Origin of the sequence: Candidatus Avelusimicrobium fimicolum, assembly GCF_021632165.1 — a bacterium.
In the GTDB taxonomy this organism is placed as follows: domain Bacteria; phylum Elusimicrobiota; class Elusimicrobia; order Elusimicrobiales; family Elusimicrobiaceae; genus Avelusimicrobium; species Avelusimicrobium fimicola.
The window spans coordinates 1-26,324 of record NZ_JAJWTS010000003.1 but is presented as its reverse complement, the minus strand read 5'-3'; the positions used below and the strand labels follow the sequence as shown (position 1 = coordinate 26,324).

The 26,324-nt window shown below is 48.6% G+C and carries 25 protein-coding genes and 2 tRNA genes; 14 read left to right on the top strand and 13 right to left on the bottom strand.

Going from position 1 to position 26,324, the window contains the following annotated elements; translation table 11 throughout:
- Positions 1 to 24: 24 nt before the first annotated feature.
- Positions 25 to 98 (bottom strand) — tRNA-Gln (locus tag ACQY2K_RS02110).
- A 96-nt stretch (positions 99 to 194) separates the two neighbouring features.
- Here ACQY2K_RS02110 and ACQY2K_RS02105 point away from each other — a divergent pair.
- Positions 195 to 268, top strand: a tRNA-Ile gene (locus ACQY2K_RS02105).
- A 233-nt stretch (positions 269 to 501) separates the two neighbouring features.
- Here ACQY2K_RS02105 and ACQY2K_RS02100 read toward each other — a convergent pair.
- Positions 502 to 1,122, bottom strand: coding sequence for an ankyrin repeat domain-containing protein (locus ACQY2K_RS02100; RefSeq protein ID WP_428039910.1), 621 nt, complete (start codon positions 1,120 to 1,122; stop codon positions 502 to 504).
- Between the two features lie 95 nt (positions 1,123 to 1,217).
- Here ACQY2K_RS02100 and lysS point away from each other — a divergent pair, with 95 nt between their 5' ends.
- The 4 genes from lysS (at position 1,218) to ACQY2K_RS02080 (ending at position 5,504) form a co-directional block, all read left to right on the top strand.
- Entirely contained in the window at positions 1,218 to 2,759 is a 1,542-nt protein-coding gene (gene lysS, locus ACQY2K_RS02095) for a lysine--tRNA ligase (protein ID WP_428040557.1), read from the top strand.
- Positions 2,760 to 2,988: 229 nt separating this feature from the next.
- Positions 2,989 to 4,206: an ABC transporter permease gene (locus ACQY2K_RS02090; RefSeq protein WP_428040556.1), complete on the top strand. Its 1,218-nt coding sequence runs from the start codon at positions 2,989 to 2,991 to the stop codon at positions 4,204 to 4,206.
- Position 4,207: 1 nt separating this feature from the next.
- Positions 4,208 to 4,876, top strand: coding sequence for an ATP-binding cassette domain-containing protein (locus tag ACQY2K_RS02085; RefSeq protein WP_177748467.1), 669 nt, complete (start codon positions 4,208 to 4,210; stop codon positions 4,874 to 4,876).
- A 7-nt stretch (positions 4,877 to 4,883) separates the two neighbouring features.
- Positions 4,884 to 5,504, top strand: coding sequence for a tetratricopeptide repeat protein (locus ACQY2K_RS02080; protein ID WP_428040555.1), 621 nt, complete (start codon positions 4,884 to 4,886; stop codon positions 5,502 to 5,504).
- 64 nt (positions 5,505 to 5,568) lie between these two features.
- Here ACQY2K_RS02080 and ACQY2K_RS02075 read toward each other — a convergent pair whose 3' ends face one another.
- On the bottom strand, positions 5,569 to 7,938 hold the full coding sequence (locus ACQY2K_RS02075; protein WP_428040554.1) for a DUF3536 domain-containing protein: 2,370 nt from the start codon (positions 7,936 to 7,938) through the stop codon (positions 5,569 to 5,571).
- 124 nt (positions 7,939 to 8,062) lie between these two features.
- Between ACQY2K_RS02075 and ACQY2K_RS02070 the strand changes: the two genes are divergently transcribed.
- The gene (locus ACQY2K_RS02070; RefSeq protein WP_177748461.1) at positions 8,063 to 9,388 is read left to right on the top strand and encodes a PhoH family protein; all 1,326 of its coding nucleotides are present in this window, start codon (positions 8,063 to 8,065) and stop codon (positions 9,386 to 9,388) included.
- A 112-nt stretch (positions 9,389 to 9,500) separates the two neighbouring features.
- Here ACQY2K_RS02070 and ACQY2K_RS02065 read toward each other — a convergent pair whose 3' ends face one another.
- The gene (locus ACQY2K_RS02065; protein WP_428040553.1) at positions 9,501 to 10,355 is read right to left on the bottom strand and encodes a sulfide/dihydroorotate dehydrogenase-like FAD/NAD-binding protein; all 855 of its coding nucleotides are present in this window, start codon (positions 10,353 to 10,355) and stop codon (positions 9,501 to 9,503) included.
- A gap of 1 nt (position 10,356) precedes the next feature.
- Entirely contained in the window at positions 10,357 to 11,745 is a 1,389-nt protein-coding gene (gene gltA, locus ACQY2K_RS02060) for an NADPH-dependent glutamate synthase (protein WP_177748457.1), read from the bottom strand.
- Between the two features lie 136 nt (positions 11,746 to 11,881).
- On the opposite strand from gltA, the gene ACQY2K_RS02055 reads away from it, so the two are divergent.
- Positions 11,882 to 12,232 carry a YtxH domain-containing protein gene (locus tag ACQY2K_RS02055; RefSeq protein WP_177748455.1) on the top strand — a complete coding sequence of 117 codons (351 nt, stop codon included), beginning with the start codon at positions 11,882 to 11,884 and terminating at the stop codon, positions 12,230 to 12,232.
- Positions 12,233 to 12,299: 67 nt separating this feature from the next.
- On the opposite strand, the gene ACQY2K_RS02050 is transcribed toward ACQY2K_RS02055, so the two are convergent.
- Genes ACQY2K_RS02050 through ACQY2K_RS02040 form a run of 3 tightly spaced genes read right to left on the bottom strand, consistent with a single transcriptional unit; the run spans position 12,300 to position 14,571 of the window.
- A complete protein-coding gene (locus ACQY2K_RS02050) occupies positions 12,300 to 13,247 on the bottom strand; it encodes a glycoside hydrolase family 3 N-terminal domain-containing protein (RefSeq protein ID WP_428040552.1) in 948 nt (315 codons plus the stop codon).
- A 13-nt stretch (positions 13,248 to 13,260) separates the two neighbouring features.
- The gene (locus ACQY2K_RS02045; protein ID WP_428039919.1) at positions 13,261 to 14,112 is read right to left on the bottom strand and encodes an alpha/beta hydrolase; all 852 of its coding nucleotides are present in this window, start codon (positions 14,110 to 14,112) and stop codon (positions 13,261 to 13,263) included.
- Positions 14,113 to 14,571 (bottom strand): nucleoside-diphosphate kinase, encoded by a 459-nt coding sequence (locus ACQY2K_RS02040; protein WP_087289197.1) that lies wholly within the window; start codon positions 14,569 to 14,571, stop codon positions 14,113 to 14,115.
- Positions 14,572 to 14,682: 111 nt separating this feature from the next.
- Here ACQY2K_RS02040 and ACQY2K_RS02035 point away from each other — a divergent pair, with 111 nt between their 5' ends.
- From ACQY2K_RS02035 to ACQY2K_RS02015, 5 genes are all read left to right on the top strand, one after another.
- Positions 14,683 to 15,747, top strand: a complete 1,065-nt coding sequence (locus tag ACQY2K_RS02035; protein ID WP_177748449.1) for a Gfo/Idh/MocA family oxidoreductase — start codon at positions 14,683 to 14,685, stop codon at positions 15,745 to 15,747.
- The gene (gene lpxB, locus ACQY2K_RS02030; protein ID WP_428040551.1) at positions 15,747 to 16,901 is read left to right on the top strand and encodes a lipid-A-disaccharide synthase; all 1,155 of its coding nucleotides are present in this window, start codon (positions 15,747 to 15,749) and stop codon (positions 16,899 to 16,901) included. Before ACQY2K_RS02035 ends, lpxB begins: the two co-directional genes overlap by 1 nt.
- Positions 16,902 to 16,905: 4 nt before the next feature.
- Positions 16,906 to 18,360, top strand: coding sequence for a RelA/SpoT family protein (locus ACQY2K_RS02025; RefSeq protein WP_428040550.1), 1,455 nt, complete (start codon positions 16,906 to 16,908; stop codon positions 18,358 to 18,360).
- Entirely contained in the window at positions 18,357 to 18,680 is a 324-nt protein-coding gene (locus tag ACQY2K_RS02020) for a hypothetical protein (protein WP_428040549.1), read from the top strand. Before ACQY2K_RS02025 ends, ACQY2K_RS02020 begins: the two co-directional genes overlap by 4 nt.
- Before the next feature lie 72 nt (positions 18,681 to 18,752).
- On the top strand, positions 18,753 to 20,138 hold the full coding sequence (locus ACQY2K_RS02015; RefSeq protein WP_428038117.1) for a peptide MFS transporter: 1,386 nt from the start codon (positions 18,753 to 18,755) through the stop codon (positions 20,136 to 20,138).
- 76 nt (positions 20,139 to 20,214) lie between these two features.
- Here the strand turns inward: ACQY2K_RS02015 and ACQY2K_RS02010 are convergent, their stop codons facing one another.
- The 4 genes from ACQY2K_RS02010 to ACQY2K_RS01995 all read right to left on the bottom strand — a co-directional run bounded on the left by ACQY2K_RS02010 (position 20,215) and on the right by ACQY2K_RS01995 (position 23,337).
- Complete coding sequence (locus tag ACQY2K_RS02010) at positions 20,215 to 20,715, bottom strand: type IV pilin protein (protein ID WP_428040548.1); 501 nt, start codon at positions 20,713 to 20,715, stop codon at positions 20,215 to 20,217.
- Between the two features lie 483 nt (positions 20,716 to 21,198).
- On the bottom strand, positions 21,199 to 21,642 hold the full coding sequence (locus ACQY2K_RS02005; protein WP_177748439.1) for an NUDIX domain-containing protein: 444 nt from the start codon (positions 21,640 to 21,642) through the stop codon (positions 21,199 to 21,201).
- Positions 21,639 to 23,051 (bottom strand): Asp-tRNA(Asn)/Glu-tRNA(Gln) amidotransferase subunit GatA, encoded by a 1,413-nt coding sequence (gene gatA / locus ACQY2K_RS02000; RefSeq protein WP_428040624.1) that lies wholly within the window; start codon positions 23,049 to 23,051, stop codon positions 21,639 to 21,641. Before gatA ends, ACQY2K_RS02005 begins: the two co-directional genes overlap by 4 nt.
- 4 nt (positions 23,052 to 23,055) lie before the next feature.
- The gene (locus ACQY2K_RS01995; RefSeq protein ID WP_428040547.1) at positions 23,056 to 23,337 is read right to left on the bottom strand and encodes an Asp-tRNA(Asn)/Glu-tRNA(Gln) amidotransferase subunit GatC; all 282 of its coding nucleotides are present in this window, start codon (positions 23,335 to 23,337) and stop codon (positions 23,056 to 23,058) included.
- 90 nt (positions 23,338 to 23,427) lie between these two features.
- Between ACQY2K_RS01995 and ACQY2K_RS01990 the strand changes: the two genes are divergently transcribed.
- Together ACQY2K_RS01990 and ACQY2K_RS01985 are read left to right on the top strand one after the other, a co-directional pair.
- Positions 23,428 to 23,796, top strand: a complete 369-nt coding sequence (locus ACQY2K_RS01990; RefSeq protein ID WP_177748435.1) for a hypothetical protein — start codon at positions 23,428 to 23,430, stop codon at positions 23,794 to 23,796.
- Positions 23,797 to 23,833: 37 nt separating this feature from the next.
- Entirely contained in the window at positions 23,834 to 25,009 is a 1,176-nt protein-coding gene (locus tag ACQY2K_RS01985) for a S8 family serine peptidase (RefSeq protein ID WP_428040546.1), read from the top strand.
- Between the two features lie 110 nt (positions 25,010 to 25,119).
- On the opposite strand, the gene ACQY2K_RS01980 is transcribed toward ACQY2K_RS01985, so the two are convergent.
- The coding region (locus ACQY2K_RS01980) for a hypothetical protein (protein ID WP_428040545.1) at positions 25,120 to 26,324 on the bottom strand (1,205 nt) is incomplete at its 5' end.

Here is a 26,324-nt window from a genome sequence, read left to right as displayed (position 1 = left end):
CCTCAAAAAAGGCGGTTTCAAATCTGGTTCCGGGACTAGGACTCGAACCTAGAATTAATGCTCCAGAGGCATCCGTGTTACCATTACACCATCCCGGATTAACATAAGTATTTTAGCACATTTTGATAAAAGGACGCAATTTTTTCTTATTATCCCACCCGGCTCCTTAATTTGTTATAATAAAAAGAGATTTAGCGCCTATAGCTCAATCGGTTAGAGCAACCGACTCATAATCGGTGGGTTCCAGGTTCAAGTCCTGGTGGGCGCAGTAAAATTTGGCTCTACCGTTCCGGTAGAGCCAAATTTTTGCCCAAGCAAGTAAATGCCCTTGCTTACGAGCAGAACTTGAAAACAGCAACGATATTTTGGGTTTTACGAAGCGAAAGACAAAACCGCGAGCCCGGCACGCAGAAAAATTCCGTTAGGAATTTTACCGGAAAGAAGCCCCCGTAGGTGCAGCATTTAGCAACCGCTACAAAAAAGTTTTTTTGACACAAGGGTTTATTCCAAATGGTGAGGTTGTAATATGGAAAGGACTAACATTGCCTGGCGGTAATCGTTTTTTTCCTCATCCGTCAGTTTGTTATTTGCCGCCAGTTCCTGTGCGGGGGTTTTGCCGTCAGGTCCGGCAATATCCGGGTTAGCCTTGGCACGGAGCAATACCTTTATCACATCAGCCGTATTGTTTTTAGCCGCCAGCAAAAGAGCCGTTTCTCCCGCCTTATCCTGCAAATTAACGTGTGATGTGTTTTTAACAAGTTCCTCTGCCACCGCCACAGATTCATTATATTGCGCCGCGTTCATTAGCGCGGTACGCCCCTCATTATCCGTAATGTACGCATCAGCACCCGCCTCTATTAAATTACGCACGGCTTGCGGGTCTTTGGCGTGGCGCGCCGCATAAAACAGCGCGGTTTGCCCGGCTAAATCACGTTCGTTTACATCATCACTCCGTTTGATTAGGCGCGCGGTTTCCTTGGTTAATTGTTCTTCGTGTTCCAATGCCTGCATTAACTTGGTGGCACCGCGTTCGTCGGTTTCTTCGCCGTGGTACCGGTAATACAACCCTCCGCTGATAAGGGCCCCGATCACTAAAATAAATAAAATGGTATTTCGTTTCATAAATGCCTCCGTTGATTATTGTATCATTATTACGCCTTCCGCAACGGCCCCAATTTGCTAAAATATAAGTAATATCAAATACAGAGGTTTTACAGATGTCAACCGAACATACGCAACAGCATAACAATTCGTTGGACGAAATTATCGCCCGGCGCTATGCGGAAGTAGAAGAAATCCGCCAACTGGGTGTAACCCCTTATCCAAACCATTGTGATAAACAGATTTCTTGCCAACAGGCCAAAGACTCCCCCGAAGGAGCAGAAGCCGTTACCGCCGGCAGACTGATGCAACTGCGCTTAATGGGCAAAGCGGCCTTTGCGCACTTGCGCGATTTTTCGGGCCGTGTGCAACTCTACATTGCCAAAGACAACTTGGGCGACGAACCCTATGCGTTCTTTAAAAAGCATATTGCAGTAGGGGATTTTGTATCCGTAACCGGGCACGTATTCGTTACCAAAACAGGCGAAAAAACCATTAAAGTAACCCAACTTACGCTTCTCTCCAAGGCTATCCGCCCGATGCCGGAAAAATACCACGGCTTGCAAGATACCGAGGTCCGCTTCCGCAAACGCCACTTGGATTTAATCGCCAATGAGGACGTAAAAGAAATTTTCGTAAAACGCGCCAAAATCATTTCGTCTATCCGCAAAACATTAGATGAAAAAGGCTTTTTGGAAGTAGATACCCCGATTTTGAACCCCGATTCCGGCGGTGCGATTGCCCGTCCGTTTGAAACGTATCACAACGCCTTAAAAATGCCGCTCTTTATGCGCATTGCGTTGGAACTGTACCACAAACGCTTAATTATCGGCGGTATGGATAAGATTTACGAAATCGGCCATATGTTCCGCAACGAAGGCATTGACACGACCCATAACCCTGAATTTACTATGATGGAACTTTATCAGGCATATGGGGATGTAAACACAATGGCTGATTTGTTTGACGAAATTTTAGGTAATGCCGCCAAAGCCATTGGCGCGGAGAAAATTCATTTCCGCGGCCATGATGTGGATTTAAGACCGCCCTTTAAACGCCTCTATATCCCGGTGGCTTGGAAGGAAAAATTCGGGCACGATATCCACGACGTGTTAAACGGCCGCCACTTTAACCGGGCAAAATTGGAAGAAGTCGCCCGCGAGCAAGGCGTAAAATTCGGCCCCAACGACAGCGATTCCTCTATTTTTGACGAACTTTTTGAAGGAAAACTGCTGGCTGAATACCACAACCCGGTAATTGCGATGGAATACCCCACCGCAGTAAGCCCGTTCTCCAAAACCAAACCGGGCGACCCGGAACTGGTGGAACGCTTTGAAGTGTTCGTAAACGGACAGGAACTGGGCAATGCATACACCGAGTTAAATGACCCGGCAGACCAATTGCAGCGCTTGAAAGACCAAGCCGCCGCCAAGGCCGAAGCCAAGGGCGAAGATGCAAATAATGCCGATATTTTGGATGCCGATTACATTGAAGCAATGGAAAGCGGTATGCCCCCCACCGGCGGTATGGGTATTGGTATTGACCGTATTATTATGATGTTGACCGGGCAAGACTCTATCCGCGAAATTATCTTGTTCCCCACGCTTAAAAAATTAGACGAAAGCGAGAACGAGAAAAAAGAAGAAGAAAAGAAATAAAGTTGTTTTGATAAAAGCCCCGCACCTTTTTATTGAGTGCGGGGTTTTTATTGTGTTGAAAGCCTTATGTTCCGCCATACAAGCCATACATTTCGCGAGCGTAAATCCGAAACTCCAAACAAAAGCCCTCGCCGCAGCCGCAGAGCAGATTGTCCGTCATCTTTACCCACACTCCGTCACCTCCGCCCCATTTTCCCCAAGGCTCCTTTAAATAAGGTAAAATACAACTATGAAATTTGAACGTTTTATCGCCGTGCGCTACTTAACGCGCCGTCAAGGCCTATTCGCCTTTATTACCACGCTTATCGGGGTGGCCGGTGTCAGCGTGGGGGTGGCCGCCCTTATCACCACTTTATCCGTTATGAACGGCTTTCAAACCGATATTAAAGACAAAGTTATCGGCGCGCAAAGCCATATCCTTATCTTCGGCAAGATGAGCAAAGACACTTATCAAAAGAAAATCGCCGCACTGGAAAAACTTCCGCTGGTGGAAGCCGCCGCACCGCATATTTACGGGCAGGGAATTATTACTTATGCCGGGCAAAGTTTAGGTCTCATTGTCCGCGGGTTGGATCCCCAACAGGAAAAAAAGATAAATAATCTGGCCGATTCGTTAGTGGACGGCGCCTTTACGCCCGACTGGGGAGAAAATGCCCCGCCGCCCTTGGTGTTAGGCACAGAACTGGCCGCCAATTTGGGAGCCGATATCGGCGATGAGGTGGTACTCATTTCTCCGCAATCTATTTCTACTTCGGCGGGGATGTTCCCCAAAATGAAAAAGTTTCGCATTAGCGGGCTTTTGCGTACGGGCTATTATGAGTTTGACAATACGATAGCCTATACCACTTTGAATCACGCCAGCGATTTCTTCGGCCTCAAACAAGGCACTACCGGCCTGGCGGTGCGGCTACACAATCTTAATGATGCCGAAAAAGCCGCCGAGCAAATCCGCCCGGTAGTGGGTTACGGCTACTCCGTCAAAACCTTTGCGCAATTAAATAGTACGCTTTATGCCGCTTTAAAACTGGAAAAAGCAATGATGTTCATTATTTTATTTTTAATTATCGGGGTGGCTTCGCTTAACATTGCAAGCAACCTGATTTTATTGGGAACCGAAAAACTGCGCGATATCGGTATTATGCGGGCCATGGGCGCCAGCCCCAAACTCATCCGCAAAGTTTTTTTGTGGGAAGCAATGGTTATTGCCACCCTGGGTATTACGCTGGGTTTACTATTGGCTTGCTTATTGTGTTGGATTATTGCTACTTTTAATATTGTGGAACTTCCCGGCGACATTTACTATCTCACCAAAGTTCCCGTACGAATGCAGTTGTGGGATATGCTGTCCGTGGTAGGCGGCAGTTATTTAATTTGCTTTGTGGCGGGACTGTACCCGGCGGTAAAGGCTTCACGCGTACACCCCACTGATGCTATACGGTATGGATGATATGATTACACTGGAACATTTAACCAAAATTTACGGACAAGGCGACGAAGAAGACCTCTGTGTATTAGAAGATGTTTCGCTGTCCATTAAACGCGGCAAATTTACCGTTTTGCTCGGCCCCAGCGGTTCGGGCAAAAGCACTCTTTTAAATTTGATTGCTATGCTGGATAAACCAACCTCCGGCAAAATTTTTGTGGACGGGGAGGAAATTACCGCACTTAAAAGCGAAACGGCCCGTTCGGCCCTGCGCCTTCAAAAAATGGGGTTTGTTTTCCAGTTTGACGGCCTTCTTCCTGAATTTTCACTTTTAGAAAATGTGGATATGCCCGCCCTAATGAAAGGGAATCCGGACCGCCAAAAAGCGCAAATTCTCTTGGAAAACTTAGGACTTGGCCCCATTAGCCATAAACTCCCGGCAGACCTGTCCGGCGGTGAAAAACAGCGCGCCAGTATTGCTCGCGCGATTCGCAACGAACCGGCCCTTTTACTGGCGGACGAGCCCACGGGCAATCTGGATGCCGCCCGCAAGGAACAGGTTTTTCAAGATTTCGCCAAAATGAGTAAGGATAAAGGCCTGACTATCTTAATGGTTACGCACGACGTCCGCGCCGCCGACTATGCGGACGAAGTCTATACCTTAACCAACCGGAAACTGGTAAAAACCAAATAGGAGCATTATGGAACTGATTGAAACGCGTACCGGGCTAACGGTGATTTTTATTTTAGCACTCGCGTTATTTTTTCTGCGCCAGTACGCCCATAACCCGTTTAAACAAACACTGCAAAAGGCTTCCCAGGGCGACCCGGAAGCCCAATACCAAATGGGGTTGATGTATTACCAAGGCAAAAAGGTGCCCCAAGATTACAGACAAGCCTTTAATTGGCTGGATACTGCGGCAAAAAACGGCCACACGCGCGCGATGACGGCTTTGGCAGGGTTGTATAATGCCGGACACGGCTGCCCGCAGAATTTCGGCAAAACCTTTCATTGGTATAAAACCGCTGCGGAAGCGGGCGATTTTGAAGGACGCGTCAATTTGGCTATTTGCTATTTGCACGGTATCGGCACACAAAAAGACGAAAAAAAAGGGTTTGAACTGATGAAGGCCGCCGCCGAGGACAAAAGCCCCTTGGCCCAAACCTTAGTAGGCGATTTGTACGAACGGGGAGTAGGGGTAACCAAGGACGACAGCCAAGCCTTGCATTATTATTTAATGGCCGTAGGACAAGGGGAACCCTTGGCGAAAAAGAAACTGGCCGCTATGGAAAAAATTCCCCTAAAACGCGATCCGATGTAATTTTTGTTTAATGCAAAACGGCCCCGCGGCAATAACGCCCGGGGCCGTTTTTTTATAGTAAAACTTACAGGGCTATTTTTAACTTACGCGCCAAGGCACGCAAAATATCCTTGGTTTTGGCCTCAGCCCCAAGGGCTTTTAAGCCAAAAAAGACAAATTCCTGCGCTTTGACCGTATCCGGCTCAAAGCCAAAAATTTCCGCATAGTTTAAAAATTCCACCAATTTAAGTGCACTGGCTTTATCTGCCGGATTGCGCGCAAACGAAAAGGCCAGAAAGGTCAACTTTTCCGTTACCGCATCCCGCACCGGGCCGTGAGAAACGTCCAACCCCAGGGTTTTCACGTCTTCCATTAACTCCTCTACCGCATTTACATTTACGTTAGCGGCGCGAAACTCGGCCTTTAAATCAGCCGACAGCACAAACTCCGCCACGCGCAAAAACGGCTTGGGAATCGGCGCACCGATGAGTTGCAGGCCGCGAACCACCGGGTATTGCCGTTCAAACACCTCGGTAAATTGGGTATCCATTTGTTCGTCCATTTTGCGTAAAACGAGGTCCACCACTTTACGCCGGACATCTTGAAACATAGAAATAAGCGGATAAGTTTTTTCAAACGACTGCCTGATGAAATCGGCGCACTCGTCGTACTTTCCGTCTTTAAACAGCCGTTCCATTTGGGCGAAAACTGCGTTGCGGTCCATTTTGCCCGCTTCGCCTGCCGCACACACGAACGCCGCCGAGCCCCGCTGAAACACAGCAAAGTGCATTTGACGTTCCAACAGCGTCGTGCGGGATTTAAGCGTAATATCCCCATAGGACAGATGTACCCCGGCAGCAGATAAGCGGATAGGCGCGTAATGTAACACGTCGCACTCATAAGCACGTTTGGGATTGGCTGTTTCGTCCGCCAAGGCAGACACTACAAATTCCAACGCAATTTTTTCAATAGGCATTGACTGCGGTTTTACATACCGCTCATAGACTACGCGCCCGTTTTTAAGTTCCTTTAAATTGCTGGGGGCCAGGGCCAATTTATCCATAAAAGCCGGCTCCAAATCTACACCCGTAACCACACGGTTTAGTTCAATCGCGCGCGCGGCATACTGCATAATCTGCACCGTCTCAATACCGCTTATCTCGTCAAAAAACCACCCGCAACTGGTGTACATCAGCATTGCGTTGCGCTGCATTTCAAGCAGCATTAATGCCGTCGGGCGGTCCCTCCACGCTTTTTCCGTGGCATACTTTAAGAAAAAACGGTGCTGGGCATCCAACGAACGGTCCAAAATCAAATCAATATAATCATTTCGCGCCGCCCACGGGTCTTTAAAATACTGAGCGCCCACACCTTCAAAGGTTTTCACCATTTCGTCGCGCGCAAAATCCAACGCCGCACGAAGCGGCCCGCGCCATTTTTGGTGCCAACCGGGCTTCATACCCGAATTACACCCGCAGTCGGCACGCCAACGCTCCACCCCGTGAAAACAACTCCAAGAGGTGTTTTCCACAATTTGCGCTTCATATTGCGGCGGGTACTTTTCCAAAAATTCTCCGTAAACCGTCAGTTCCACACCGGAAGTTTCCTCTACTTTTTTAAGGCAGTAAGCCAAGGCCATTTCGGCGAATTTTTGATGGTGTCCGTACGTTTCACCGTCGGTAGCAATATGCATTAACTGCGCTTCGTCCCCTGCGTTATAGGTGCCTAATAAGCGGGAAGCAAACTTTTCGCCCGAGGATAAAGTATCCGAAAAAGCAATGCCTTGCGATACCGGCCCGTCGTAAAAGAACAACGCAATACTTTTTCCGCTCGGTAAATTGCAGCGGTAAGCCCGCTTGGGATCCACGCGGGAGCCGACTTCCTGCCATTTATTTTCGCCTATCTTGCGCACGCGGGCACATTGTCCGGGAGCCAAAATGACAAATTTCATACCCTCGTCTGCCAGCACTTCCAGTGTCGGCGTATTGCAGGCCGTCTCTGCCAACCAAATGGCTTCGGGTTTTCGTCCAAAACGCTTTTCAAAATCGGCAATTCCCCAACGCACTTGTGTTTGTTTATCGTGCGCGTTGGCAAGAGGCAAAATCATATGGTTATAGACTTGGGCAATCGCGCTGCCGTGCCCGCCAAAGCGTTTACGGCTGATACGGTCGGCCTCTTGCACTGCCTGGTAAACCTGCGGTTCCTCTTTTTCCATCCAAGAGAGCAATGTAGGGCCAAAGTTAAAACTGATGCGGGAATAATTATTGGTTAAATCTATTAAATCTTTATTACCGTCCAGCACGCGCGCCAAGGCATTAGGCGCGTAGCACTCCGCGCAGATACGGCTGTTCCAATCGTGGTACGGAGCGGCGCTGTCCTGAATTTCTATTTCTTCCAGCCACGCATTTTCGCGCGGCGGTTGGTAAAAGTGTCCGTGTATGCAAAGATATTTCATATATATATTTTAGCCAAAATATACATTTTTTGCTCCAACCGACGATAAAAGCCCTTGACTAAGGCGAAAGAAAGGCTATACTATAATTAACCCGTCCTATAACGGGCCACTACAAGAGGGGCTTATGAAAAAAACATTCATACTAGATACCAATGTGCTTCTGCACGACGTAAACTGCCTGCACGCCTTTGAGGATAATGACATTATTATCCCAATGGCGGTGATTGAAGAATTGGACGCTTTTAAAAGTGAGGGCGATACCCGCGGCAAAAATGCGCGTATGGTGTCCCGCACATTAGATGAAATGCGTTCCCACGGACGTTTGAACGAAGGTGTAAAACTGGACAAGGGCGGAATCCTTAAAATTGAGTTGGATAAACCCAACATTTTGCCCCAATCCTTGGCATTTAACAAGGCAGATAACTCTATTTTAAATATTGCCTATACGTTAAGTAAAAAGGAAGGTTCCTACCGCAAGAACGCCGCGCCCGTAATTGTGGTAACCAAAGATATCAATATGCGCTTGAAAGCCGAAGCCCTCGGTTTGGCCTCGCAAGACTATACGTCCGACAAGGTCAACGTGGACGAACTTTATACGGGCGTAGCGGAATTGGAAGTTTCGGCAGAGCAGATTGACGCGTTTTACCGCGACAAAAAACTCCCGGTGGACCCGGCGGTTTATTATCCCAACGAGTTTATTATTTTAAAGTCGTCCGACGGAAGCAAAAAATCCGCTATCGGGCGCGTGGCCAACAGCGGGGAATTTGTACTGCGCCCGCTTTCCACCCAGGAACCGACGGCTTGGGGCATTAAGCCGCTAAACAAAGAACAGCGATTTGCGATGGAACTACTGTTAGATGACAGTTTGGACATTGTAACCCTCGTGGGTACGGCGGGTACAGGGAAAACGCTCATTACCTTGGCTACCGGCTTACAGCGCACAATGGACGAAAACGCCTACCGCCGCTTGGTGGTGTGCCGCTCAATCGTTCCGGTCGGAAAAGATATCGGCTTTTTGCCCGGAACTAAGGAAGAAAAACTGGAAGCGTGGATGGGGGCTATTTACGACAACCTCGCGTTCTTGGCGGACCGCCGCAACCCGGATGAAGGCGAAGAAAAAGCCCATTACCTGCTGGACAGCGGTAAAATTGAAATTGCCTCCGTTACGCATATGCGCGGCCGCTCTCTCCCGGGGCAGTATATGATTGTGGACGACGCACAAAACCTGACTCCGCACGAAATGAAGACGATTTTAACCCGCGCGGGCGAAGGTACAAAAGTTGTGGTTACGGGCGATCCGTATCAAATTGATACGCCATACTTGGATGTGGAATCCAACGGGCTTACCTATTTGGTGGACCGCTTAAAAGGCCAAAAGAGCCACGGACATATTACGTTTACCAAGACGGAACGCAGCCACCTGGCAGATTTGGCTTCCAAATTGCTTTAAGGCTGTCAGCATATAAAAATCCCCCGGCGCAACAACCGGGGGCTTTTTATAGATTTTGCAGAAAGCCCCGGGCTTGATATATAACCCGGGGCATTTTTAAACCAACTTTTTATTAGTGCAGACCGCACTTGCAAACGTGGTCCTTTTGGTAAAGTTCCAAACTTTGCGCTTCTTGCGGGCGGTACTCGGCGGTGCGGCGGAGGAGTTCGTCAAAATCAATGGTTTTAGACGGAAACATAGGTCCTTCCACGCACGCAAAGCGCACTTTTCCCTCCACTGTTACACGGCAGCAGCCGCACATCCCCGTACCGTCCAACATAATGGGGTTGAGGCTGGCGTGCGGATTCATATCTAATTTATCCATTAAACGCGACGTAAATTTCATCATTGGAATCGGCCCAATAATAAAACCGGCATTAATTTTTTCACCCTCGTCGTGCAATTTTTGAATTGCATCCGTAACCATCCCTTTCATACCAAAGGACCCGTCGTCCGTAGTGCTGACTGTTTTATCACACAGCGCACGCATTTCCGGTTCCAATATAAGCAAATCTTTGGTGCGCGCCCCCAATACGGCAATCACGCGGTTGCCTGCCTCTTTAAACGCGCGCGCAATAGGGTACACCTCAGCAATGCCGACTCCCCCGCCTACGACGGCTACGGTACCGTAATTTTTGATTTCTACGGGTGTTCCGAGCGGGCCGGCCACGTTCAAAAATTTATCACCTTGGTTCAAGGAGTTAAACAAACCGGTAGTCTTGCCGATGGCTTGGATAATCACGGTAATAGTTCCCTGTTCTTTATCCCAATCCACGAGCGTAACTGGCACGCGTTCTCCCCCCTCCCGTCCGCGCAAAATGACAAATTGCCCCGCTTGGGCGGCTTTGGCAACCAACGGTTTATAGATGACAAATTTTGCTACCACACTGCTTAAATTTTCCTTTACTAAAATGGTATTTTCCTGCATACTATTTCCCCTCCAAATAGGCATTTATGCGTTTAGCGGCTTCAATACCGTCTTTCATTGCCAGAAGCACCGTGGCTCCGCCGCGGATAATATCGCCCCCGGCATACACGCCCGGCATAGTGGTTTTGCCTTCTTCGTCCAGCACCAACACGCCGCGTTCGGTTGTTTTGAGTTCCGGCGTAGTTTTGGCAATAATCGGGTTCGGCTTTTGCCCGATAGCCACAATAATCGTATCCACAGGCATTACAAACTCCGAGCCGGGAATTTCCACCGGACGGCGGCGGCCTCTGGCATCAGGTTCGCCCAATTGGTTGCGGGTGCATTTCAGCCCGGTTACACGGCCCTTATCGTCTGCCAATACTTCTTTGGGGGTTACCAAATATTCAAATTGAACGCCCTCTTCCTTGGCGTGTTCCACTTCTGCGGCGCGCGCAGGCATTTCCGCCGCGCTTCTGCGGTACGCAATCGTAACGGAGTCCGGCCCCAAACGCATTGCACAGCGGGCCGCATCCATTGCACTGTTTCCGCCGCCCAATACCACAACGTGTTTACCTACCTGGATAGGGGTATCCGTTTCCGGGAATTTAAATGCCTGCATTAAGTTAATGCGGGTTAAAAATTCGTTTGCGCTATATACACCGACGGCATTTTCGCCGGGGATACCTGTCAACGTCGGCAATCCGGCACCGCTGCCCACATACACAGCATCAAAATCTTTTAGTAAATCGGCGATTTTTTCCGTTGCGCCCACCAATACGTCCGTTACAAACTTAACCCCCATAGATTTAACGGTTTCAATTTCGTGGTCAATTACTTCGCGCGGCAAGCGGAAAGACGGAATACCATAGCGCAAAACCCCGCCAAAGGCGTGCAAGGCTTCAAAAACAGTTACGTCGTGTCCCGCGCGGGCCAGTTCGGCCGCCGCCGCAATAGAGGACGGCCCGGAACCGATACAAGCCACTTTTTTGCCCGTCGGCTTGGCCGTTTGCGGTGCTTTTAATAAACCCTCTTTGCGGGCGGTATCGGCGGTATAACGCTCCAACATACCGATATTGACAGAGCCAAACCGCTCCTTTAAAACACAATTTCCCTCACAATGTTTTTCTTGCGGGCAGACACGTCCGCAAATAGCGGGTAAAAGGCTCGTTTCCATAATTTTGCTGGCGGCCTCGCCCACTTTGCCGTCCTTTAACAGAGCGATAAAATCCGGGATTTGCACCCCTACCGGGCAGTTGGCCTGACAGCGGGCATTTTTACAGTGCAAACAGCGGTTTGCCTCGGCTTGGGCTTCTTCTTTGGTAAAAATTTGGGCCACTTCTTCAAAGTTGCGTTTGCGGACTTCGGGGGCCAGTTGTTTCCCGTTTTGACGGGGAGCGGACGGATTTGGCATAGTTACCTCCAACTAATTAAAAATAGGTCTGACAAAAACTAAATTTACGACTATACTATGTATAAGGAATTGAACTTCCTATTAATTGTTGTACAATATATATAACATTATAGCAAAGCAAAAGGAGGGGGACATTATGTGCCATAAATGTGAATGTGCCGGAGCGGGCATTGCCGCTTTTTTATTAGGAGCGCTCGTGGGCGCCGCCGCCGGGGTGCTGTTGGCACCGGCCAAAGGCGAAGTAACCCGCCGCAAACTAAAACGCTGGGCGGATGACACCTACGAAGAACAAAAGGAATATGTGCTGGAACACGCGGGGGAACTGAAAGAAAAAATCAAAGACCGCGCGGAAGATTTCCGTCACAAATTAGCCGACCGTGCCGAAGAAGCGCGCGAAAAACTGGAAGACGGCAAAAACAAAGTGGTAAAAGAATTTAACCGCCGCAAAGACGAAATTGCCGCCAAGTTCAAAAAAGACGAAGAGTAATTTTGAACCGATAAAATACCCCCACTCCGGAATAACTCCGGAGCGGGGGTTTATTTATTTCAAGTTTTTATTTTTCAAAGGTACTGCGGGCCATATCAAAAGCCTTTTTATAGTCCATCGGTTCCGGCCCCATAAAAACTTTGCTGATGAACATTTCGTGGTTGGAAACCGCGTGGATAATTTCATCCATTAAGAATCCTCTATCCACTTCCCGTTCAATCGCATCAATAACAGAGGAAGCATCTTTGGGAGCCAAAATATCCTCAATGCCACAATGCAACATTTTAATTACGCTTGCATCCTCGTAACGCAGCCGCCCCTTAAACAGCGGAAAACTGACCACGCAACCTTTGTAATTAAGCCGTTTTTTAAGAAGCCCCTTAATCATTTTGTCCGACAGCATTGCTTGGTTATCGTTATCAATATTGGGAAACGTCATATCCGAGGGCATAATGGCATCGGCGCGGCGGAAAATGTGTTTATAAGGCACAAATTCTGCATCTTCCATTTGCGCCAAAGTCTTTAAAACCCCGGACACACCGGGAAAATACTTTACGCAGTTCAATGCGCCGCCATTGGAAAGCCCCGCAATAAAATCTCCCGCCAAATGGGTAACTGCCAGCGGCACATCGGAGAAAGCCGGGGAAGCATACCCCAAGTCCACAACCGGGGCCAACACCCAATCAATTCCTAAACTGCGCGCCATACGCGCCAACAAATTTCCCTTACGGTACGCACCGTCCTGCGGAGAGGGAAAGCGGCTCAAAGAAACATTGGACGGCAAGGACGGGGCATCCGTAATAATTTCGTTTAAATCTTCGTCAATATCAGCGCAAAAAAGCAAATGGTCATACGGGGACACATCACGCATACGACGCGTAAAGTCGTACGCTTCCCGGGCCGTAGCCCCATAAAGGCAAAAACCCCCGACACCGCGGCGGGCCAGTTCTTCGGCTTGCTTCAAATCGCTTTCGCCAAACCAAAATCCGGGAAAAACAATACGAGCAGGTTTCACAAGACTCTCCTAATCAAAGCACAGACGGCACCAGAGCCTCCTCGCTCTGGGAAGGGGCCACTAACGCGCCGTCCGACGGAATCGGGTCCGGCGTAAGTTTTGGGTCCGGCAGCACCTCGGGCTTATGCGGTGTTTTGAGCCACTGGATAAGCGCCGGGCGCAAATATTTATCCAACATTTCGTGCGAGGTTAAATCGTACGCGGTTAAAAAGGTTACTTTTCCTTCTCCCGCACTTAAAAAAGACACATTGCGCAGCACGCTGGCTTCCAAAAACATTTTTTTGTCGGCCGCACCGGCGGCAATCAGTACATCACCTTTATATAACCGCATAGCCGGTATGGAAAGAACATCACGGTTATTGGTAGTCGGACTGATAAGAGCCAAGGCGGAAATATCCGGCCAAAAACTTGCGCTCTTGGACGCGACATTGGCCCCCAAGCCGGTGCCCAACAGCACGGTTTCCGTCGGGGTAATGCCCTTTTTTTGCAAGAACTTCATCGCAGCGTCCACGTCGCGGGTCATTTTATTAAACTGGTTATCCACCCCTTCTCTTGAAAAGGTCTTGGCCTCCCCTTCGCCCGTACTTTGCCCGTGCCCGCGCAAATCCAATGCCAAATAACCGAACCCCTCACGCGCCAGGTCGGTTTTAAAAGAGGAAAAATCTTCTTTCTTTTTATTTAAATCGTGCAACAAAACAACGGTTTTATCCTGCGAAGAAGCAGGACGGTACACGGCGGCAAGCGCCCAACCGTCCTGCGTGGACAAAGAAACCGTTTTTTCTTCCGTCTCCGCCCCTAAAAGCGGAGTGAAAACACACGCCAACATAACAGCCGGCGCGACAGTTTTTAATAAACGGACAAACATTTAGCGGTCCAACACCTCTTCGGGTTTAAACCAAAGCGCAATTTCTTTTTCCGCATCTTCCGGAGAGCCGGAGGCGTGTACGCAGTTTTGCATTACATCACCGATAAAGCGGCCGAAACTGCCGCGAATCGTCCACGGAGCGGCTTTTTCGGGGTTTGTACTGCCGATTTCCTGGCGGACTTTGGCGATCGCATTTTCACCTTGGAAAACGAAAGCGTAAATTTTATGGTTCGGCACATTGTTAAATTCACCCATCATATACTGGATTACTTCTTCCAAGAAGGGTTTGCCTTCCAAATTCTTGTAGTGCGCGCGGGCCAATTCTTCCGTAAGCGAAACTACTTTGGCCCCGGTCATTTGCAGACCGAGGTGGTCAAGGCGGTCCAAAATAAGACCGCTGATGCGTTTTTCAATAGCATCCGGTTTAATTAGAACAAGTGTTCTTTCCATATATCTCATATTCACATTATACCAAGATTAAAAAGCCTGTCAACTTTTTTGCGTGCGCAAATGATTTTGTCCAATACAAGGGCACATTAGGTATAATAGATAATAACGGAGAAAAGATTTATGGTCCAAGACAAACCTATCAAATTCGGCGTTATCGGCGCCGGCAAAATCGGAACTTTCCACACCCGCACCCTTGCCAAAATGAAAGGGGTTACGCTGGTGGGCGTGTGCGACCCGGACGTAATGCGCGCGCAAAAACTCGCGTGGGCGCACAACTGCACCCCATATACCAAGCCGGAAGAACTCGTCGGACAAGTAGATGCGGTAATTGTAGCGGCTCCCACGCAGTTGCACCACCAAATCGGTATGTACTTTTTGGAACACGGCGTGCATACGCTGGTGGAAAAACCGATTGCGGTAACGATGGAAGAAGCGCGTGATTTAATCCAAGCCGCCAAACGCCACAACCTCGTCTTACAGGTGGGGCACGTAGAACGCTTTAACCCGGCGGTGGTGGAAGCCGTAAAATATATCAAAGACCCGCGCTTTATTACCATTACCCGCCAAGGGCCGTACGACGGACGCATGGCCAACATCAGCGTAGTATTGGACCTGATGATTCACGATATTGATTTGCTCTATACTATTGTTCCCAGCGAGGTTGTTCACGTAGATGCCGTAGGACTCAGCGTGTTTTCTCCGCACGAGGATATCGCCAACGTCCGCCTACATTTTGCCAATGGAGCCGTAGCCGACGTAACTGCCAGCCGCGCCAGTTTTGAACGCGCCCGTTTTATGCATCTTTTTCAGCCGGACGGATATGTATCCGTGGACTTTATGAACGCCCGCGTGAAAACATACAGCAAGGACAAACCCGTCATTAATAATATGAACGATTTGACGGTCAATTATCCCAAGGTAGAAAAGCAACTGCCTATTACCGCAGAAATTTTGCACTTTATTGACTGCATCAAAACGGCCCGCACACCTGCCCCCAGCGGCGAGAAGGGAACCAAAGCCCTGGAACTGGCGTTGCAAATTTGCGAAAAAATGAACCGTTTTGATATTCCCAAAACGGGACACCTGCACACCCCCAAACCGTTGCAGGCTATCAGCACGGTTGCCCGCGCCGCACAAGCCGTATTGGACGAAACTTTGGGGCAATTTAAAGGAGACGAAAAATAATGTCCACCATTACCCCCATTTCTAAAAATATTCTCATCGTGGCGGGGGACGTGTCCGGTGATATCCACGCCGCTTCCTTGGTGCGCGCCTTAAAGGCGGCTGACCCCGACGTACGCGTTACGGCTATCGGCGGTAAACAGTTAGCCGCCGCCAGCGATACTTTTATGTATGATTTAGCCAGCCAGGGGGCAAGCGGATTTATTGAGCCGCTTAAAAAAATGCCGCTTTGGATTAAACTGTTAAACCAAATCCGCGATTATATGGAAACGCAAAACCCGGTGGCTCTTATTGTGGTGGACTTTTACGGCTTTAACCACCAAGTATTAGGTATGGCAAAGCACCGCAATATCCCGGCTTACTATTATGTAACGCCGCAGGTGTGGGCCAGCCGCCAGTACCGCGCCAAACAACTGGCAGGCCTGACAAAAAAAATGTTCGTCATTTACCCCTTTGAGCCGGAATTTCACAAACAGTTTGGCGGAAATGCCGTCTTTTTAGGAAATCCGCTCCTGGACTATTTACCGGCCCCGCAGGATAAGAATTTTAATGTAGCCGACCACAAAAACCACGCTTGGAAACTGGGTATGCTGCCGGGCAGCCGTATGGGTGAAATCAAGCGTTTAACACCTGTTTTTTACCAAACCTTTAAGCAAGTATTAAAGGAATTTCCCAACACACAGGCGTATATGTTCTTATTGCCGGATGCGGACGAAAAAGTATTTTTGGATTTAATCGGCGAAAAACCGCACGAGAATTTTCACTTCGTAAAAGACAACCATTACGCCAAACGTGCGGAAATGGACTTTTTGCTGGCCTGTTCCGGCACAGCCACCTTGGAAAACGCTCTTTTGGGTATTCCGATGGTGGTAGCGTACAAACTCTTTTGGCCGACGTACGAAATTGCCAAACGCGTGATTAAAGTGCCGTACATTTCACTTGTCAACCTGCTTGCGCGCCGCGCACTGGTAAAGGAACTTATCCAACAGGACGCCAACGCAAATTCCCTCGCCGCCGAAACAATGGCTATGTTCCAAAATCCGGACAAACTGACCGCCATGCGTGAAGATTTATTAAAACTGCGCGCTTCGTTGGGCGAACCGGGTGTAGCCAAGCGGGCCGCAGCGGAAATTTTAAATGATTTAAAACACGAGTAAACCTATGCAAAACGCTCCCGATTTACCGGCCTTGCTCCGCAAGTTTAAAGAATACAACCCCAATCAGGACACCTCTTTGATTGAAAAGGCCTATCACTTTGCCGAAAAAGCACACGAAAAGCAAAAGCGCGAAAGCGGCGAGCCGTATTTTACGCATTGTTGCCACGTTGCCAATATTCTAATGGATTTTAACCTGGATGCGGACACCATTTGCGCCGGTTTACTTCACGATACGGTAGAAGATACTTCCGTAACCTTGGACGACCTGCGCCGGGAATTTAATCCGGAAATTGCCCATATGGTACAAGGGGTAACGAAAATCAGCGATTTAAAATTTTCCTCCACCGACGAGGAAACCGTAGAAAATTGGCGTAAAATGCTTATCGCCGTGGCCGAAGATGTGCGCGTTATTTTAATCAAACTCGCGGACCGCACCCACAATATGCGTACGCTTGATTTTATGCCGCCGGACCGCCAACAGTTTAAGGCGTACGAAACCATTTCACTCTATGCGCCGCTGGCCCAGCGGTTGGGTATGTTTACTATCAAAACAGATTTGGAGGACTTGTCCTTTAAATACCTCCACCCGCTGGAATATGCAGACATCAAGGCCCAAGTGGAGGCCCGCACCGCCGACCGTCAGGCCGCACTGGAAGCCTTTAAAAAGCAATTAGAACCCGCCCTAAAAGCCGACAATTTGGACTTCCGCATTTTGGCCCGCGCTAAAAACTATTACTCCATTTACCGAAAAATGCAAAAGCACCATTGTACCTTTGCGGAAATACAAGATTCCCTTGGTGTGCGCATTATTACAAAAACGTTGCAGGATTGTTACCGTGCCCTGGGCCTCGTACACAGCGTATTTAAACCGATTGCGGGTACATTTACCGATTATATTGCTACACCAAAAGCCAATATGTACCAAAGTATTCACACCACGGTTTTATCCCCCACCGGCGATATTATTGAACTGCAAATCCGCACCGAGGAAATGCACCGCACCTGCGAATACGGTATCGCGGCGCATTGGCGCTATAAAATGGGCAATGTAAAACCCGACAAAAACTTTGACGAAAAAATTAACTGGATTCGCCGTTGGATTGAGTGGCAGCAGGACTTAACCGCACCGCGTGAATTTTTGGAAGGTTTTAAAACTGACGTAAATTTACAGCAAATCTTTGTGTTTACACCGCGCGCGGACGTAAAATCCTTGCCGGAAGGGTCCACCCCCATTGATTTTGCTTACGCGATTCATACCGACATTGGGGACCATTATGTAGGAGCCAAGGTAAACAACCGTATGGTGCGTATGGACTATGCCTTTAAAACCGGCGACGTGTGCGAAATTATCACGCGCAAAAATGGTGCGCCCAAACGCGATTGGTTGGAATTTGCCAAAACCGCCGGGGCACGCAGCCATATCAAACGCTACCTGCGCAGCAAAGGAGTGGAACTGTGAACGACATAAAAACTTGCCCCCATTGCCATAACAAAGCGGACGAAACAGACAATTACTGCCGCTTTTGCGGACGCAGTTTAAAGCCGGGCCGCGGATTTTTTTACTCCCACTCCGGGATTATTTTACTAGCCCTTGTATTGGGGCCGTTCGCCTTGCCAATGGTGTGGCTGTCCAAAATTATTTCCACTCCCGCCAAATGGATATACACCCTGCTTCTCATACTTTTGGGCGCATATTTAGTGGTGGCATTTTATCACGCATTTTTGTTGATACAAGACGCCACGCAACTAATGCTGAACGGCGGCCTGCCGGCCTTTTAATTTTTCCCTCTCTGGTGTGCCTATATTTTTGTACAATATAGAGTACCCTTTTAATTAAACAAGGAGAAATAAATGACAGACAACGAAGTAAAGCATAACGTTACCAAACACGGTCAACCGAAAGCGCTGTATATGCTGTTTATGGTTGAAATGTGGGAACGTTTTAACTATTATGGAATGAGAGCTCTTCTGTCGCTCTTTATGATTAGTACCGTAATTGGATTTACCAAAGCAACTTCCAGCAAAATTTACGGTATGTTCACGGCCCTGGTGTATTTAACCCCCGTCTTGGGCGGATACCTGGCGGATCGTTATATCGGCAAACGCCACTCTATTACCATTGGTGCTATTTTAATGGCTATGGGTCAATTCACGCTGGCGTCTTATGAACTCATTAACCCGATTCTCGCATTGGGTACGGGTTTAACGCTGATTATTATCGGAAACGGTTTCTTTAAACCCAACATCTCCACCATCGTGGGCGAACTTTATGAACCCAACGACCCCAGAAGAGACGGCGGTTTTACCATTTTCTATATGGGCATTAACGTAGGTGCGTTTTTTGCGCCGTTTATCTGCGGTTTCTTAGGCGAACCTACCGACCCGATGAACGTATTGGAAGCCTATAAATGGAAATACGGTTTTATGGCCGCTGGTACGGGTATGTTAATCGGCCTCGTGTGGTATTTGGTTTCCCAAAACAAATACTTGGGCCACATTGGCTTACACCCCGTAACTAAAAACGACCAAGACGAAGACCCCGAAGAAAAAGCCAAAGCCGAAGCCGCCAAAAAGCCGCTGACGGAAGAAGAATGGGATAAAATCAAAGCGATTTTCACTTTCGTATTCTTCGCTATTTTCTTCTTTGCGTTCTTTGAACAAGCCGGAACGTCTTTGAACTTCTTTGCCAAAGAAGCCACTAATTTGACCCCGGTTTTACCGATTATTGGGCAAATTACGCTTAAAGCGTCTTACTTCCAGGCAGTGAACCCCATTTTCGTGGTTCTCTTCGCCCCGTTGTTTGCCAAACTGTGGCTTAAAATGGGAACGAAAGACCCCTCTATCCCGAGCAAATTCGGTTGGGGCTTGTTCTTGCAAGGTATTGGTTTTGCCGCGGTTGCAATAGGTGCCGCCTTGTACCAAGCCAACGGCCCGGTCAGCGCAATTTGGCTGATTTTGGTCTATCTGTTCTGCACGATGGGTGAACTGTGCTTGTCCCCGGTAGGGCTTTCTATGGTTACCAAACTCGCGCCGCTTAAATTTATGTCCCTGTTTATGGGCGTATGGTTGACGGCCAGTTTCTTCGGTAACTTGCTTGCCGGGTGGTTGGCCAGTTACTATGAATCTTGGAGCCTGACCACGCTGTTCTCCGTCCCGGCCGTTATGTCTATGCTGTTTGGCGTAGTCATGTGGATTATGACGGGAAAAATCAAAAAGTGGATGCACGGCGTACACTAATCTTTGATTAGATAATGTGAAAACCCCGCTCAAACGAGCGGGGTTTTTTACGCCCTTATTTGTGTTCTGCGAAAGGCTACGGCAAAATATAATCTTTGGACCACTCGCTAACCCTAACGCCACCCATTGCCTTGCACAAGCGGTGTGCCCGTTCTGTTCCGTCATACGCTACACACTCCCGTTGCCCCGCGGGTTTTCCGTTGTTATTGTGGTCCAACCAAATACGATAGGCGTTTTGTTCGGTCGTCGTCTGATAACGGGCCCCCACAAACCCCATTACATTCTGGGCATTATTTAAAATATCATACCAAGAATCTTCGCACAGTACAATATTATCGCCCGCCGGAAACCTGCACCCCGCCGGGCCACTAATATCAATATCCCCGATTTGAAAACTATAAGTACCGTTCGCCATATAATATACTTCCGTAGCATCCTTTAAAGCGCGCGTCATAGGAATAATTTTGCTATATTTCGCCTTATCAACCGCCGTTTGGTATTGAGGAACCGCCACCGCCGCCAAAATGCCAACAATAAGAACAACGACCAACAATTCTATCAAAGTAAATCCCTTCATTTTTTCTCCTTTTTAAGGCCTTTATATTTAAGCAAAACGGCCTTTTATACGCGTTTTTATACGGCAGATACATCCGGGTGCACACAACACGATTTATCAAAATTTTAACAAAAAAAAAAAACGAAACAACCCCTTTAAAATAAGTCCTGCGGACGGCTTACCTTTTTCCCCTCTTTTGACTAATGGAGCCACACTGTTTTTGCAATGTCGCAAACGAACGACACGGCAACAATAAAAAATAAAGTCGTCATTCCCGAAGGTCGTAGTCGGGAATCTGTTTTTGCTGTTATTGTTCTCTTACGCAACGGCAGATACCCGACTGAATTCCTCGGGGATGACACAACAGCAAACGACAAGATACCGGATAAAAACCTTCTGAGATGACGACACCCTAGTGCGCCACGCCCTGGCACGCCCATAAAAAAGCGGAACGCAAAACCCAAACACAGGTTGCGTCCCGCCCGTTACTAACTAAAACAGCCCCTATTCCTCGGTTTCCGGCTCCTCGGAGGGTTCTATGTGCAGACTGGCCAATAGCATATCCACCAGGCGGATATCGCTCGGGTATTGCACCAATTCACGCGCCTTTAAAAGAGACACCCAACGGATTGAAATAATTTCGGACGCATCGTGCTTGCCAATGCGCCCCAGTTTCTTCATCAAATACCATTGGACCATCTTTTTGACGTAATTTCCCTGAAAAGTAAATGCATACTTCACCCGAATCATCGGCCGGACAATAACGGCTTTATAGCCTGTTTCTTCCAATACTTCGCGCAGCGCGGCCTGACGTGGCGTTTCCCCTTGTTCAATGTGTCCTTTGGGAAACGTCCAAATCTTTTTGCCTTTCATATTTTTGACTTGGACGAGTAAAACCTTGCGCCCGTCCAATATCACACCGCCGCACGAAAATTCGGAAACAATCATACGCCCTTCTCTAAGTTATACGCCGCGTTTAAAATTTTTTCTTCCTGCAAAATCGGCCCGTAAAACTGTACGCCGACAGGCAAACCGTTTTTATCCTTGCCAAACGGCACGCTGATACCGGCAAGCCCGCCGATATTGCCCTGGCAGGTATAAAGGTCCGCCAGATACAGGGCCAACGGGTCCTCGTCGTGCGCGCCCAGTTTAAAGGCCGTCGTGGGCGAGGTGGGCGTCAGTAAAATATCCACCTTTTCAAACGCTTTTTTAAAATCTTCGCGGATGAGTTCGCGCACCTTCATCGCCTTTACAAAACACTCCTCGTAACGGCCGGAGGTCAGTGCGTAAGTACCGATAATAATGCGCTTTTTTACTTCCAATCCAAAAGGCTTGCGGGAGCCTTCGTAATAGGCGTTTAAATCTTGGGCTTGTTTATCGGCATACCCGTAACGGATACCGTCAAAGCGGCCCAGGTTAGAACTGGCTTCCGCACTGGTGATAATATAGTAACACGGAGCCGCATATTTTGCGTGAGGCACTTCCACTTCCACCAGTTCCGCACCCAACTCCTGCAAGCGCTTGGCAGCCGCGTCCACCTTTTCTTTAATATCCGCGTTTAAACCGTCCAAAAAGCCCTTGGGAAGCCCTACTTTTAGGCCTTTTAAACCGTCCGTAAAAAGTTTTTCATAAGCAGGAACTTCTGCGTCCAAGGAAGTTGAATCGTGCACATCTTTACCGGCCAACACTTCCAACACGCGCGCAGAATCAGCCACCGTTTGGGCCAGTACACCCACTTGGTCGGCGCTGGAAGCAAAAGCGATAACGCCATAGCGCGAAATACGGCCATAACCGGGCTTAATACCCACCACCCCGCAAAAACCTGCCGGTTGGCGTACGGAGCCGCCCGTATCGGTGCCCAAAGCCACGGGAACCATCCCCGCCGCCACAGCCGCCGCACTTCCGCCGGAGGAACCGCCCGGCACGCACTCCAAATTAACCGGATTTTTAACCGGACCGTAAACGGAAGTTTGGTTGCTGCTGCCCATTGCAAATTCGTCCATATTGGCACGGCCGATAATTACGGCATCCGCGGCCACTAATTTTTCCACCACCGTAGAGGTGTAGGCGGCCACATAATTTTCCAACATTTTGGAACAGCAGGTAGCCTTGTGCCCTTTGTAAAGAATATTATCCTTAATTGCCACCGGCACACCGGCCAGCGGCCCCAGTTTTTCACCGCGGGCTTTTTTGGCATCCACGGCTTTGGCTTGGGCCAGGGCATCTGCTTCAAACACTTCCACCAAAGCGTTAATTTTGGGGTTTAATTCGGCAATTTTTGCCAAAGATTCCCGGGTAATTTCTTCGGCGGTCTTCACGCCTGTTTCAATAGCGTTTACAATTTCCAAAGCGGTCATCATATTAAAGCACCTTCTTTACTTTCGCGCAGTCATCTTCCAACGCACCAAATTCTTGGCGCAAAGCAGCGGCGCGGGCCAAGTCGCTGACGGGTTCGTCACGGCGGATATGCGCCGAGTGGTTGACGTTGGTCAATTTGACCGAGTCCGTATTCACGGCGGAAAGTTCCTTTACCCATTTAAACAGGGCTTCTAATTGTTCTTGATAAATAGCGGCTTCTTGTTCGCTGACCTGCATTTTGGCAAGTTTGGCGGCCAAGGCTACATCTTTTTTAGTTATTTCCATAAAATAGGGCTCCCTTTAAAGATATATTTTATATAATAATTTAGCCGTTTGGCTAGGCATTATGCCCGCTTGGCGGCAAGGGGGAAATTTATGGAAAACCAAACGCAGGAAAACAAACCCGTCTGCACGCCGGATAAACGCAACGCGGACGACTGCAAATGCAATTTAAATGGCGCAAACTGCATTAACAGCCATTTTACGCTTTCGGTCATTGCGGTAATTATTTCGTGCTTTACGGGCTTTTTTACAATTCCGCTGGCGATTGCCGGGATGATTTTATCCTTGCGCGCGCAGGATTTGGCCCGCACAAACCTGCCGGACGAAGCCCGGCGCGTGGCTTGGTGGGCGGGGCTCTTTGGGTGGCTGACGGTAGGGATTGCCGTCGTACCGCTACTCTTGGTGCTGTTTTTCGGCGGGACCTTGCTTGCCTTGCTAACCGCCATTTTGGCCTCGGCTTAATTTACTATACACGCTAACAGGTAGGAGACTTTTAAATATGAAAAACAAAATAATACTATGCTGGATGTTGTGCTTGGCTTTACCCGGTTGGTCGGCTGTTACACTCCCTTATATTGAAAACTCCCCGGCCCCGGCAAACTTTTCTTGTTTTTGCCCCGAAATACTGGCAAAAGGACAGCCCGAAAAAGTTGTTCCCCCTGCGGAACTGGATGTTCGCTCGTGTGATGTGTCCTCCTGGGATTTCAGCGGATATACCAAGGATGAACTGGCTGATGTACTGACCTTTGACAGCAAAACCGTTTTGCCGTCCAAAAACAAACTGCCCAAGGGATTTAATGCTAAAAAGATTTTAAAAAATGGCAAAAACCCCGGTTTACATTTACATAAATTGCATAAACAAGGCATTACGGGAAAAGGGGTTTCTGTGGCGATTTTGGACCAAAACCTGTTGACTACGCACCAAGAATACACGAAAAATTTAGTTTGGTACGAGGAAAATATTTGGTGGAAACCAATGGACAGCAGTATGCACGGCTCAGCAGTAGCCTCTATTTTGGTGGGGAAAACCGTTGGGGTGGCCCCACAGGCTAATTTGTTTTTTTTCGCGCCTGAATTCGGCCGGAGTTCAGAAGACCGCTACGACGCCGCACCCAATGCCCGTGCGTTGCGCCGGATTGCCCAAGTAAACAAGCAATTACCTGCGGAACAGAAAATCCGTGTGGTGTCTATTTCGCGCGGATTCACCCCAGACGATTTAGATGCAAAAGAGTTTGCCGTTGCAAAAAAAGCATTAGAGGATGACGGGATAGCCGTGTTTACCACTCAGGATGTTTTTACATTAAACCGCACACACTCGCGGGATAATCCGGACAAAGCCGACTATTGCCGCCCGGCATATTGGTTGAAAAAAGAAAAATTGCCATCTTATGCGGCTTTCCAAGACGTATTCGCCCCGACCGATTTCCGCGTAGTTGCCGCGCCCAATGGTAACGGAGATTATGTACATTATGCTAATGGCGGACTCTCGTGGGCGGTGCCCTATGTGGCGGGTTTGTATGCGCTAGGCGTACAAGTAAAGCCGGGGCTTACCAAGGCAGAATTTTTACAAGCCGTTGCCGCCACAAACGACACGCGCCAATGCACCTTTCAGGGCCAAGCGTTTACATCCAAACTTGTTAATCCGCAAAAATTAATTAAATTTTTGCAAAAATAACTATTCCCCGGGTTTAAAAAGCCTGGGGAGTTTCATTAAAAAGTCTTTATAAAAGAACGCCCCGGATACTTTTGAAAGTGCTCCGGGGCAGTTTTGATGTGTGGAAAATTTTACCAGCCATTTCTAACCACTTCACACTTATAAGAATCTGTATGAAGCGTTGTGCCGCCGTTAATACAAGATTTTAGGTCACACTGTTGTTTCGGACTAGAACAAGTACCGCAAGAAGTGCCATAATTTCTATTACTGCAATTAACATCCTGATCTCCGCTTATTATAAAAACCCAATCCCATTTATAACATATCCCGTCTGCCGCCGTCATAGGGACAAAAGGACAACACTCGGCCTTATGGGTATCTTTGTAAATAAGACCAGAACAATCATCCGTCGGAATAGTTGGAAGCGTCGGCCTGTCGCTTCCGCAATTTGCAAGCGCCAAGAGTTTTACCTTTTGGTTATCACTCGTTACGCGTTCTTCCCATTTTAAGGTGCAGTTGCTAAGGCCCGCGCCTGTATTGACGTGCGAACTCGTCGGCTGCGGAATATCGTTCCCGGACAATGTAAACCCGTCCGTTGTGGCATCATCATAAAGGCTTGCATCCTCCGAGCCGCTGACAGATAATTTATTAGCGCGCAACGTAGCCGCCTTTTGTTTTAAGCGGTTTACCGCATCTAACGTGGATATATACGAATCGCTTTTGACCGTTGTCGTTCCGCCGTTTACATACACTTTATTTAAAAGTGCATTAGGTGTACCCGTATTGACGGCCTGATAGTTATCATAAGTATTGGCCGCCGCCCCGTGGATAGCCGTGTTCGGCATATCAAGCGTAGAGCCGGACTCCCCCACCACAGCGGGAACATTATAATTTAAATTAGGGGAACTGGCACTCACAGTACCGCCGGAGCGGACCGTCATCGTGTTGGCTTCAATACCGCCTTTTAAATTGGCCTTATCGGCTACCTTTAAATAAACATAATCGCCCATACGCGACGGATTATACGACACCGCGGAAATGATTTCCGCCGGGGCATTTACCGCCGCAAATAAAGTAACCAGAAACAAAACAAGCAACCGTTTGACAAAGGATCTTGCCGTGCGGCCACTTGTTGTTAAGCCGTCATCCCCGAGGAATTGGCGGCCCGCTAGGGTGCGGCCCGCAGGGTCCGGGAAGCCGTTGTCTCCGTTCTTGGATTCGTAGTCATTCCCGAAAGTTGTAGTCGGGAATCTGTCGTTTTCCTTTTTTAATAAAAACAGTTCCCCGACAGAAACCTTCGGGGATGACAAAATAGGTTTTACCGTGCGGCCACCCC